8 protein-coding genes and 1 pseudogene are annotated in these 11,991 nt (G+C 47.2%); 3 read left to right on the top strand and 6 right to left on the bottom strand.

Annotated elements, in window-relative coordinates; genetic code table 11:
* Positions 1 to 31: 31 nt before the first annotated feature.
* From LK436_RS00980 to LK436_RS00965, 4 genes and pseudogenes are all read right to left on the bottom strand, one after another.
* The gene (locus LK436_RS00980; protein WP_020225646.1) at positions 32 to 649 is read right to left on the bottom strand and encodes a TetR/AcrR family transcriptional regulator; all 618 of its coding nucleotides are present in this window, start codon (positions 647 to 649) and stop codon (positions 32 to 34) included.
* Positions 650 to 903: 254 nt separating this feature from the next.
* Positions 904 to 2,224 (bottom strand): annotated as a pseudogene (locus LK436_RS00975) (relaxase/mobilization nuclease domain-containing protein).
* 31 nt (positions 2,225 to 2,255) lie between these two features.
* Entirely contained in the window at positions 2,256 to 2,693 is a 438-nt protein-coding gene (locus LK436_RS00970; protein ID WP_008394730.1) for a hypothetical protein, read from the bottom strand.
* A 394-nt stretch (positions 2,694 to 3,087) separates the two neighbouring features.
* The gene (locus LK436_RS00965; protein ID WP_008394732.1) at positions 3,088 to 3,399 is read right to left on the bottom strand and encodes a CD1845 family protein; all 312 of its coding nucleotides are present in this window, start codon (positions 3,397 to 3,399) and stop codon (positions 3,088 to 3,090) included.
* Between LK436_RS00965 and LK436_RS00960 the strand changes: the two genes are divergently transcribed.
* Positions 3,295 to 4,008 carry an MFS transporter gene (locus LK436_RS00960; protein ID WP_373132916.1) on the top strand — a complete coding sequence of 238 codons (714 nt, stop codon included), beginning with the start codon at positions 3,295 to 3,297 and terminating at the stop codon, positions 4,006 to 4,008. The two genes, LK436_RS00965 and LK436_RS00960, sit on opposite strands and share 105 nt — an antisense overlap.
* Positions 4,009 to 4,333: 325 nt before the next feature.
* Here LK436_RS00960 and LK436_RS00955 read toward each other — a convergent pair whose 3' ends face one another.
* Complete coding sequence (locus LK436_RS00955) at positions 4,334 to 6,067, bottom strand: ABC transporter ATP-binding protein (RefSeq protein WP_015572852.1); 1,734 nt, start codon at positions 6,065 to 6,067, stop codon at positions 4,334 to 4,336.
* 202 nt (positions 6,068 to 6,269) lie between these two features.
* Between LK436_RS00955 and LK436_RS00950 the strand changes: the two genes are divergently transcribed.
* Positions 6,270 to 7,649 (top strand): transposase, encoded by a 1,380-nt coding sequence (locus LK436_RS00950; RefSeq protein ID WP_008394736.1) that lies wholly within the window; start codon positions 6,270 to 6,272, stop codon positions 7,647 to 7,649.
* A 1,170-nt stretch (positions 7,650 to 8,819) separates the two neighbouring features.
* Entirely contained in the window at positions 8,820 to 9,863 is a 1,044-nt protein-coding gene (locus LK436_RS00945; protein WP_015572853.1) for a 3'-5' exonuclease, read from the top strand.
* A 289-nt stretch (positions 9,864 to 10,152) separates the two neighbouring features.
* Here LK436_RS00945 and LK436_RS00940 read toward each other — a convergent pair whose 3' ends face one another.
* Positions 10,153 to 11,862 carry a D-alanyl-D-alanine carboxypeptidase family protein gene (locus LK436_RS00940; protein WP_008397696.1) on the bottom strand — a complete coding sequence of 570 codons (1,710 nt, stop codon included), beginning with the start codon at positions 11,860 to 11,862 and terminating at the stop codon, positions 10,153 to 10,155.
* Positions 11,863 to 11,991 lie beyond the last annotated feature (129 nt).

Genomic DNA, 11,991 nt, shown 5'->3' with positions numbered 1-11,991 from the left:
TGGGTACTCATCTCTATCCATTTGCTTTCACCTACCGCACATGCTCTTTTACCCGCTCCATCTCGTCCACCAGAGCCCTGACCTGGAAGTCCACCATATCCTCCGCCACCTCTGGGAATAGAAATGGCATGGTGTCTGGAATGGCTTTGTGTACCATCATCATGCTGAGGGCCAGATTGCCAAACAGCCGGGGATCAATACTGTCCACAGGGAGGCCAAAGATGGAAAGCAGCTTTCCATAAAAAATAATCTGATCCCGCCGGAACGCCTGGAAATTCTCCTCGGAAAGGCAGTGGCGTACTTGCTGCTCCTCCTCAATGGACAAAACGGCAACTCCGCTTTTAGCTCCATAACAGCAGTTTTTCAGAAAGGTTTCCACTCCCGCCCGCCAACTGAGTCCGGGGTCCTCCATTAGGGATCTGGCATAATCCAGCAGCTTGGGCTGTTGGTATCGCAGGGCGTAGAGCACCAGTTCTTCCTTGGATGAGAAAAAACTGTAGAAGAAGGTCTTGGAGATCTCTACTTTTCTGCACAAAACATCAATACTGCTGTGAATCAATCCCCGATCCGCGATACACTGAATCATGGTGGTCATTAGGGCATTCCGCACTTGCACTCTATCTTCTTCAGAATAGGCTTTTCGTGCCATATCTTCCCATCCCCCTATAAAGAACAAAATCATAAAACGGTATTTATATAATAACTGCACAGAAAAAAATATACAACTATATTTTGAAAATTTTTTATGAACTAAATAGCGGTGAACTAAATAGCGGCAAGCAATGCTTGTGGCTATCCATTTCGCCACAAACGCTTGTTGAGGGCGCTGCCCCCAAGCCCCTTTGAACACAGGATTTTATCCTGTGGCCACGCGTTCTGCGAACGCTTTTGACCGCGATCAGCTCACCGCTGGTCGTGGTCTTTTTCTTTCTCCTGTTTCTGCTCCTCGTCCATTTTCAGCAGCCGATCCACATTCGCTTTGGCCGTCAAAAGTTCCCTCATTTCTTCGCGGGAACGCCGGTATTCAGCATAGATTTTTTTCTTTTCCTCCAGGAGCTTGGCATACTCAGTTTGCAATTCTCTGACCTTGGGCAGCTTCTTAACCCCCATATCGTCGAAAGCATTTTTTGCTGCCTGGTGGAGCAGGATTTCTGCTTCATGTTCCTGGCAGAATTTCTTAGAGTAACCAGCCTGTCGATAAGCTACATAGATCTCGCGGGTCTTAGCATAATTGATGATGTGGGTCCGCAAGACAGCAATCTCCGCCATGCGTTTTTCTGCCGCTTTGATCTGTGCCGACAGTTCGTTATGGTGGGCTGTAGCCGCTGCCGCTTTTTCCTCCAGCACCTTTTCCAGCACGGAGTTTTTCTTGGATGTCCACCAGCAGATTAACCTTGGGAGGCTCCGCTTGTACGGTGGATTTTTTACGGGGTGTGTGCTGCTTTTTCCCTGCCAGTACCGCACGAATTTCTGCCTCACTATATCCGGTTCCCAGTCCTTCATCCATCCGGGCAATATTTTTCCATCCGGGAGCCTTGAGGCGAATTGCTTTTCCGCGCCGGGTTACTTCGCAGCCCATCTCGGAAAGCATTTTCAGTAACTCATCAAAGTCTGTAGGCTTTTGCTCCAGTGCCTGGTCGATCATCATTCTCAGCTGCTCCCGATGGGATGGCTTCGCCTTATCGCCCAACCATTTATTGTAGCTTTTGCCATGGGGATTGGGATTCTCGATAATGGACAATCCATTTTCGATGCAGATGGTGTCGCTCAAACGCCGAACAGCCTTTGTGCTGCCCCAGAAGTTTCGGAATTTTCGGTCACAGTCCAGATTGACAGAACTCCAAATAATGTGATTATGCACATGGGCTTTGTCAATGTGAGTGCAAACAATAAAGGCGTGATTACCTTTGGTAAACCGTTTGGCAAATTCCACGCCCAGCCGGTTGGCTTCTTCCGGCGTGATTTCGCCAGGACGGGAGGACTGACGGACATGGTAAGCAATCACATCGTCTTTTCCACGCACCCTTCCGGTGGTGGCAATATACTGACGCTTGGCCATAACAAATTCTGTGTCTGCGATCCGGCTATCACACTCATATCCGGTAACGAGCCTGCCGTTGTCGGTCTTTTGGGGATTAGCCACATAGTCGATAATATCACTGATCGCAGTGCTTTCTGTGCGGCCCTTGCCGATGTGCAGCGGCATAATTCGTGTTGTTGCCATGAAGTTCCCTCCCTTCAAAAAATGGGCAGTCTCAGCTGCCCATCTCGTCACAGTATGAAATAATTTGTTTCTTTTTTTGTTTGGCGCACCGTAGTGTTGTGGCAGCTCCACCCCAATCATGGAGAACATAAGCAACGACTACATCAGCAGACTCTACCATCCAGCGGTTTCTATGAGAAATCGCAAACCGGTGCGGGACAGTTTCCAGTGGCGGATAAATGGTGCTGTCGTAACCTGAAGTGCCCCTCCCGGTGTTAAGATATGCCAGAACAAGAATCAACTCAATATGTGGATACCGTTTTTTCTGCACTCTCAGAACGGATGCCGCCAAGCTATCAAAGGCTCCATAACCACCCAGGTAAAAGGTAGTCGCTCCTTGCTCAATTAGTTTTTCCGTAACATCGTATAGCCATTTCTCTATTTTCTCACTTTGCAAGATCTGTGCATGGCCACAAAAGGTCACAGTCATAAAAACACCCCTGATCCTATCTTAGCGCAAATAGCACTATTAGTACAGTCACAGGGACTAATTTTCACGCGCCTGCCCATATAATAATTTTAGTACAGGGACAGGGACGGTGAGTGAAATTGAAGCTAAATCAGGCGGTCAGTAGACGCCTTTCAGAATTGCTGGAGGAGCGGAAAATGACGCAGTATTAGCTGTATATGAAAAGCGGCGTTCCCAAGTCCACCATAGGCAATATCATTAACTGTTCTTATGATTCCGTAAAGTTGCGTATCATCCATGAGATGTGCCAGGGATTGGGAATTGGAATAGGCACCTTTTTTGCATCACCACTTTTTCAAGAAGATAATCTCGAACCATAAGACCTCCGACGAAAAATCCGCCGGAGGTCTTTGTATTACCTGTAAACCAAATCACGAATTGTAAATTTCAAATCCTGAGCCTTACCCAATAACCAGATGGCTGCCATTGGCAGACCGTATGGGCTGATAAGGAATGCCATCACCAACAGAATGATGCCGTTTTGTAGAGAGTAAGTAATCATTACTGCCACGCCCAACAGAGCAACCACCGTACTGAGCAGCCCCAGTACTAAGCCGCATACATAAACAATTCCTACACACATCCAAATGGCAACCGTGAGCACCACCACTACTGGTGCGGCAACGATCTTCAAAATCAGTTTGAGCAAGCCAATCACTATATTCATATCGTCTCCTCCTTTAAGCTGCTTTCTATGGGCTCCTCTGTGCTGATGCCCCTCTATGTGCAGAGTGTCATGGGATATTCAGCCGTTATTTCCGGTCTTATCACCTTGCCGGGATCCCTTGCCACCACCCTTGTAAGCCCCTTTGCCGGGAGAATTTACGATAAAATGGGAATCAAAAGGCTGTTTGTCATTGGTTCAGCTATCATGCTGTTCAGCAATATAGGAATGTACTTTTTAACGATGAGTACGCCTCTTTGGACAGCTGCTGTGCTGAACGTGATACGCAATGTTTCCATCGGAAGTCTGATGATGCCGCTGCTGACGTGGGGAACGAGCAGCATTCAGATCAAAAAGGTAGCCGACGCCTCCTCACTGCTCACCTCGTTTCGGACGATTGCAGGTTCCATCGGATCTGCCGTTTTTGTGGGAATTATGACTGCGGTAAGTGAAGGTTCCGCTGCTGCTTATGGAGAGGGAGCACTGATGCATGGTATGAACATTGCCTTTTTGTGTATGGCAGCGGGTTCTGTGATTCTGCTTCTGATCTCTGTCTTTGGCGTCAGAAAGGAAAACATATGTAACAGGGAAGGGACTGAGACAAACGGCTGAGACGAACAGCTGACACAAACGGACTGAGACAAACGACTGAGATAAAGCAGAATTTGCCGCAGAAGGGTCCGCTGAAGGGGCCTCTGCAGGCAGGAACTGCCCCGCAATACAAAAGCCTTTGGGCGGATGGTTTTAACGAAATCTGAAGAAAAAATGCGCCTTGTATCAGAGGGTTATCTCTGATACAAGGCGCATTTTTGCAGAATTTTTTATTGCAGAGTTTTTTATTTCTTCTCTGCGCCAGTCCCTTTCGTTTAAGAGGAATCTCCGTCTCCTCGAGGGGGGAAAGGGCAATGCATAGGGGATGTCAGAAGCGGGAAAGGCTTTACAGTCCTTCAAACTGCATGCTGTAGTAATGAGAGTAAATGCCATCCTGCTCCAGCAGCTCTCTGTGATTTCCCCGCTCCGCAATACCGCTTTCATTGATCACAATGATCTCGTCTGCGTTCCGGATGGTGGAAAGACGGTGGGCGATGGTGATGGTTGTCCTGTTCTTAGACAGCTCCTCCAGGCTTTTCTGAATATGGCGTTCACTCTCATTGTCCAGAGCGCTGGTGGCCTCGTCAAGAATCAGAATCGGGGGATTCTTCAGGAAAACCCGGGCAATGGATATACGCTGTTTCTGACCGCCGGAAAGGCGTGTTCCCCGTTCTCCCACAAAGGTATCATAGCCGTCAGGCAGGGACTCGATGAACTGGTGAATATTGGCCTTTTTGGCAGCTTCAATGATTTCCTCCTCGGAGGCTCCGGGCTTCCCGTAGGCGATATTTTCACGGACTGTCCCGCAGAAGAGATATACATCCTGCTGTACGATGCCTATCTGGCCTCTGAGGCTCTCCAGAGTGAGGCTTCGGATATCCTTTCCATCGATGAAAACGGCGCCCTCTGTGACGTCATAGAAGCGCGGCAGGAGAGAACAGATGGTGGTTTTCCCGCCGCCGGACGGTCCAACCAGCGCAACAGAGCGTCCGGCCGGGATGTGAAAGGAAATATCAGAAAGCACCGGTTCCTCTTCCAGATAGGAGAAACTGACGTGTCTGTACTCCACATCGCCCTTTACATCTGTCAGGGGGACAGCGCCCGGCAGGTTTTTGATCTCAGGCTCTGTGTCCATGACAGCGAGAAAGCGGCAAAAGCCTGAGAGACCCTTCTGCATCATTTCTGTCAGCTCCACCAGGATCTGTATGGGACTGATAAAAATTCCGATATAGAGGGCATACATGGCCAGATCTGCTGCATCCATCGCTCCGTGAGCGATCAGATATCCGCCGTAGACCAGGGTAACCAGATACATCATGCCCTGGAAAAACAGGTTCCACCCCATGAAGCTGCCCATACAGCGGTAATTGGCATCCTTGGAAAGGAGAAAGCTGTGATTGCTTTTTTTAAATTTCTCTCTTTCTACCTTTTCATTGGCGAAGGACTGGACAACGCGGATGCCGGCCAGGGTATCCTGAAGGCTTGCATTTACATCGCCGATCCGGCGGCGGTTATCCATAAAGGTTACCTGCATTCTGCTGTTTTGTCCCAGAGAGAACAGGAACATGCAGATAACGAGAAAAACGAGAGGAAGAGCCAGCCGCCAGTTAATGAGGAAGAGAAAGATAAAGGAGCCAATAATTTTGATCAGGGAAATAAACAGGTTTTCCGGTCCGTGGTGGGCGAATTCTGCAATATCAAATAGATCGGAAACCAGCTTGCTCATCATCTGGCCGGAGTTGTTGCTGTCGTAGTAGGAAAAAGACAGCCGCTCATAGTGATCAAAGAGCTGCTGGCGCATATCCCGCTCCATCTGGGCGCCCATCATGTGTCCCTGATAGCTGACGTAATATTTGCACAGGCTCTGGATCACATACATGGCGAAGAGCCCCAGGCCGATGGGGAGAAGAGCTCTCAGGATGACAGAGCTGTCCTCGGTAAACAGAGTTCTGGTAAGCGTGCGGAGAATCTGGGGATAGAGCAGATCCACAGTGCTGATCACTGCCGCACAGAGGAGATCCAGAAAAAATACGGCCTGGTAAGGCCGGTAGTAATGAATAAATCGTTTCAGTGTATTCATGGCAGTCTCCCTTGCAGATAGGTTTTGATTGACAGCCGGCATATTGTGATACGGCTGATATTAGTAACTAAAACTTCCCACACCATATTGGTGCGTTGATCCTTGAAAATTCAATATTTCAGCCAATAAAAAAAGCATAAATCTGTTCCGTTTGGTATAATGGAATTGACTAGAAACCATCTTTACAAAGGAGATTTATGCCATGTCCAGTATACCACAAAACTATTTCGTTGAGAACGACTTAATTGACTGTGTTCAGAGATTTTTTTCCAAACATCATGTTGGCAGGCTCCTTGCCAGATGTAATGGAATGAAGGAAAAAGGTGTTTCATCTGTTTCCCTGCTTCGTTATAAACTCAGCAACATTTTTGTCGGAAGAAGTATGTATATGCAGCAGCGGACTGGCTCTTTTAAGGAGGCGTTTTCCAAGAACACTTTCTACCGTTTCCTTAATTCTTCAAAAACAAACTGGCTTCGTTTTACTTCTCTTCTTGCAGCTGATATTGTCAATCATGACATTCGTGATCTGACAGATCCGGAAAGAAAAAATGTCTTTATCATTGATGACAGCCTTTTCAACCGTACCAGCTGTAAGAAAACGGAACTGGGATCAAAAGTTTTTGACCACACGGATATGCATTTCAAAAAGGGCTTCAGGATGCTTACTTTAAGCTGGAGTGATGGAAACACACTGATCCCTGTAAACAGCTGCCTGTTAGCGTCTGCAAAGAATACAAATATCATCGGCCCGGTAAAGGACTTTGACAACAGAACCCTTGCAGGAAAAAGACGTGCGCTAGCCCAAACAAAAGCACCAGAGGCAATGATGACTTTACTGAATACAGCCCTCAGTGCAGGGCTGAAAGCGGATTATGTCCTGTTTGATTCCTGGTTTTCCAATCCAGCACAGGTCACAGCCATCCATGCAAAAGGCATGGATGTGATTGCCATGATTAAGAAAAGTAGCCGGATCAAATATTCGTACGGTGGTGAACAGCTGAATATCAAAGAAATCTATTCCCGGAACAAAAAGCGCCGTGGCAGATCAAAGTATCTGCTTTCTGTTGATGTTATGGTAGGAAAGGCGAATCCAATTCCGGCGAAAATCGTATGCGTAAGGAACAAGGCAAACCGCAAGGACTGGCTTGCTTTTATCTGTACAGCTACAACACTTTCCGAGGAAGAGATTATCCGTATTTATGGAAAGCGCTGGCAGATCGAGGTCTTTTTCAAAACCTGCAAATCCATGCTGAATCTGGTTGGAGAATGCCACAGTTTATCTTATGATGCACTGACAGCCCATGTGGCGATCGTGTTTACCCGATATATGTTACTTGCAATGGAGCAGCGCCAAAATGAAGATCAGAGAACGCTTGGTGAACTGTTCTTCTTCCTTGTTGATGAAATGGCAGACATTACTTTCAACAGGTCACTTTGCATCCTGATGGAAGCCTTGATGGCAAGTCTTCAGGGAATCTTTAAACTAAGCGATGAGCAACTGAATGCTTTTACCGCTGATTTTGAAGCAAGATTGCCGGAATATCTGAGAAAAGCACTCCATTTGGAAGCTGCAGCGGCATAAATCGCTATTTTGTTAGCTGAAATATTGAATTTTCAAGGAACGAATCCCATTTTAGGTATGGGAAGTTTTAGTTAGTAATTATAGTGTAAACCGTGGGGAGGAGCAAGGAAAAATAAGTAAAGAAAAGGCTGAAAAGCAGCAGGAGAGATAGGCCTGAAAAAGAGAATGAAAAGGAGAATATATCAAAGAAAAGCTTCAAATAAACCTTCAGAAAGTTTCAAACAAACCTTCAGAATATGCCAAGGAACCTGTGTATTATGATTACGGATTGTATGGTATTGACGTCTGACAAAATAAAAAATCAGATTTCTGTGATGGGGAACAGTACCCGAAATATCTATTGATAAAGTATATAAATATGCATATTTAATTTAAATAAGAAGAAAAAGAGAAAGAATAAAAATAGAAAATGCAGCATAAATATACAGATAAAAATTCATTCAAACTATATAATACAGTTCGGTCGGTTTCCCCTGGAAGCCCACAGGAAGCACTGAGGAGCCATTTCTAAAAATAATAGCAGAGAGGGAGAGACTGCAGACAGCTGAAGAAAGAAAAGTCCACGGTACCGAAAAACAGGATTGGTGAAAGAATTGTTTCACGTGAAACATGGGGATTATACGAAATAATGATATATTGATAAGATATAGATAAGATATAAATAAGATATAAATATAAAAAACTTACGGTGAAAAGTAGAGATGGATAATATGAAGCCAAAAATGGGAATGCACTGTGTTAAATAATCTTTAAATTACTGAAAGTTCAGACAGGTATTATACCAAAACGGAATCTGGCCGTACTGCAGAAAAAAGAGTTTCCTGACAATTCTGAGACAGAGAAACAGTGAGTAAAATTGCAAATATGCTAAATAAGATAAACGGAAACATGAAAGAATAATTAATTACTAAAATGAATAATTATTCAGTACTAAAATCAGAAGACCGTTTTTTCAAACGGCATCTTTCAGCATCTGCTCGAGACAGGGGAAAGGGACCGGAAAAATTTTTCATCGACTTATTTCATAGAATGTGGTAAAGTTAATAACAGGTAAAGAGCAGCCCAAAGCGTTCTTGCAGGGCTGCTCTTTGTTTACGCAGGCGGATTGGCAGGGCCGCAGCCTGGAGGACGTGTGTTTTAAAGAGTCAGATTTATTTGGGAATGATAGCTATGGGACATTATATTGTGCTTGATCTGGAATGGAACCAGAGCTCAGGCGGCAGGGAGGCATCCATTGATCGACTGCCCTTTGAGATTATTGAAATCGGAGCGGTGAAGCTGGACGAAAATCTCAGAATTGTATCAGAGTTCAGCCGCCTGGTGCGCCCGCAGGTGTACCGGACACTTCACTATAAAATTTCAGAGGTAACGCATCTCACGGCGGAACAGCTGGAACGGGAGGGCCAGAAATTTGAGACAGCGGTAAAGGAATTTTTTGACTGGTGTGGAAATGACTGCCGTTTCTGTACCTGGGGATCCATGGATCTGACAGAGCTTCAGAGGAATATGGTTTATCATGGCATGGAGCTTCCCTTTCAGAAACCTCTCTATTACTTTGATCTTCAGAAGATTTACAGTCTGATTCAGGGAAATACGAAGAGAGAATCGCTGGATACGGCGGTTCTGGAGATGGGAATTGAGGAGGAGCGCCCGTTTCACCGCGCTCTGGATGATGCCTGGTACACAGGCCTTGTGATGGGAAAAATGAACTTCTACAGTATGATGGAGTACATTTCCGTGGACTACTACCAGACTCCTGAAACAGAGGAGGAGGAGATCTATCTGGAATTTCCCGATTACTCGAAATTCGTGTCAAGAACCTGGGAAACCAAGGAGGAGCTGCTCGCACAAAAGCGGGTGACAGATGTGGTCTGCTATAAGTGTCACCGCATGCTGCGAAAGAAAATCCGCTGGTTTAGCGTGAACCAGCGGTATTATTTCTGTCTGGCTGTCTGCCCCGAGCACGGGTTTGTGAAGGGAAAAATCAGGATTAAGAAGTCAGAGGACGGCTCTGTGTTTGCTGTAAAGACAGTGAAGTTTGCAGATGAGGCAGGGGTGGATACGATTATCAGGCGCCGCGAGGAAGCGAAAAAAAAGCGCGCTGAGCGGGCAAAGGCGCGCAAGGAGGCCAAAAAGAAGGAAAAATCAGAGGCTGCAGCAAACCGGCTGAAAAGAAAAGGAAAGAATTCTGGAGCGGCAGGGCAGCAGGGATGAAACAGGCAGGCAGCTGGTGCTCTGAATCGCAGGTTTGGAAAAACTGAGGCGAAGCGGACAGGAAGAGAGAAAGAGAAGCTGAAAGGCTGTATAAATAGAAAGCTGTATTAATAAAAGCATCCTCCGGGGGAAGACCTGAAAAACAGGCTTTCCGCCAGAGGATGCTTTTTTTATTCAATGTTCGAGCCATAATATCCGAGCCGTCAGAAGAACTGAATCAAATACTCTGTGGATACACAGTGGGTATTGGGGCAGATGCTTCTTCGATGAGACTTTGCTCTGTCATGACTTACCGCTTCCACCTGCGCCTTTTTTTCAAGGTGAATTCACTGTCCCTGGTTCTCTTTTTCTTCGGCTGGGATAAAAGAGAGCTTTTAGAACTTCCCTTTCTGCGGGGAGAACGTTCATCCGGCTCCAGCGGGATGGAGAGGCGGCGGTTTTTCATCATTTCGTTAAACTCCTCCTCAGATACGCCTGTTTCTTTCAGGCGCTCCATACGCTTTCTGCGGCGCTCCATGCGCTCTGCCTCCTCGCGGCGGCGGCTTTTTCCGATCCAGACAGCCAGGGCCGTTCCGAGAAGGGCGATTACAGCTGCTGCAGCGGTAAAAATGAGAATCGGTGTGACAGAAAAGCCATCCGATAAAGCGCCGCCGGTGGGGTTCTCATCCGGAGTGTTCTGGGACTGCTCGCCGGAGGATAAGGTATTCTGGTCCGGTTCGGAGGCGGAATCTGACGTGCTTTGACTGTCAGCGGCTTCTTCCATGTTTCTGTCTTTTTCAGAGCTGTTTTCTGCCGCTGCTTCATCCTCATAGCTGACCTGAGCGATAGTAGTGGGAACCGCGCTCAACAGCTCCTCCGGAATGGCGGGAGATTCTGACCGCTCTGCGCCCAGGGTAAGCCAGGCAGTTCCGACCTGGTGCTCTCCCAGAGAGTAACAGACGGCTGCAATCGCATTGTCCGGAGCATTTTCCGGCAGGTCGAACGATACGGAGGAGGTGGTTTCCTCAAACTCCGCATTGTTTGGGAGAATAATCCGGCTGTCCGGGTCCACAGTCAGGGACGGGGCAGACGATGTAGGCAGCCCTGCGATGGTCAGGTTGCTGTTTAACGAGGAATAGGTGGTATCATTATTCTCAAGGGAGACGGAGCGGAAGTTGCCAAAGCCGAAATCCAGCATGCGGCTGGTGTCGGAATAGGTGGTTCCGCGGCTGTGGAGGACAACGGTGATCAGCGTCGTGTCGTCCTGCCTGGCTCCTGTCACCAGGGTGTTCAGGGCGATGGAGGTATAGCCTGTCTTTCCGCCGATTACATCGGGACGGTATTCGGGGAAATTTTTCTTGATAAGCTTATTTCCCGGGGAAACGCCGAGTCCCTCGGGATTTCTGGCATTTGGAGGGAGTTCGTAATAGGTGGTGGAAATAATCTCCTCAAATATCTCGTTTTCGAAGGCGTATCTGGTAATCAGAGCCATGTCGTAGGCGCTGACATAGTGATTTTCGTCGTTCAGGCCGCTGGGATTGGCAAAGTGGGAATCCACGCAGCCAAGCTCCTTTGCTTTCTCATTCATCATCTCGGCAAAGGCCTCTGTGGTTCCCGCGACATGTTCAGCTAGGGCGTTTGCCGCTTCGTTTGCCGACTTTAAGAGGAGGGCATAAAGACAGTCCCGTACGGTGGCCTGATCTCCGGTGTCGTAGCCGGCTGACGAGCTGTCAGCCTCCACATTGTAGATAGCATTTTTTGAGAAGGTGACCATCTCATCCAGATCACAGTTTTCAAGGACAATGATGGAGGTGAGCACCTTGGTAATGCTGGCGGGGGAGTAAGTGTCATGGATATTTTTTCCATAAAGGACGGTTCCTGAGTCCGCATCCATGACAATCCCGGCATCCGCCTCTATGGATACATCAGAAGGCCATTCCTGGGAGGCATAGGCGGGATGGGCCGAAACGGCAGCCGTCAAAAAAAAGCACAAAATCGTGCGTATAAATTTCTGTTTCATCTATATTCAATCCTTTGCGTGGTTTTATTCTCTATACAGGGAGCTGCCGGGCCGACCCAGTCTCCTGCTCCGGCCGCAGCAAAAACATTTCTTGTAACATAAATGTAAAAAATGTAATGCTTATTTAAC

It is taken from the genome of Clostridium sp. M62/1, from assembly GCF_020736365.1.
GTDB classification, from domain to species: Bacteria; Bacillota; Clostridia; order Lachnospirales; family Lachnospiraceae; genus Otoolea; species Otoolea saccharolyticum_A.
Note: the sequence above shows the minus strand (reverse complement) of the source record. Positions and strands in the feature narration are given on the sequence as shown.

Coding starts and splice junctions, on each gene's coding strand:
- LK436_RS00980 (WP_020225646.1), bottom strand. CDS start 649: ATGGCACGAAAAGCCTATTCTGAAGAAGATAGAGTGCAAGTGCGGAAT.
- LK436_RS00970 (WP_008394730.1), bottom strand. CDS start 2,693: ATGACTGTGACCTTTTGTGGCCATGCACAGATCTTGCAAAGTGAGAAA.
- LK436_RS00965 (WP_008394732.1), bottom strand. CDS start 3,399: ATGAATATAGTGATTGGCTTGCTCAAACTGATTTTGAAGATCGTTGCC.
- LK436_RS00955 (WP_015572852.1), bottom strand. CDS start 6,067: ATGAATACACTGAAACGATTTATTCATTACTACCGGCCTTACCAGGCC.
- LK436_RS00950 (WP_008394736.1), top strand. CDS start 6,270: ATGTCCAGTATACCACAAAACTATTTCGTTGAGAACGACTTAATTGAC.
- LK436_RS00945 (WP_015572853.1), top strand. CDS start 8,820: ATGGGACATTATATTGTGCTTGATCTGGAATGGAACCAGAGCTCAGGC.
- LK436_RS00940 (WP_008397696.1), bottom strand. CDS start 11,862: ATGAAACAGAAATTTATACGCACGATTTTGTGCTTTTTTTTGACGGCT.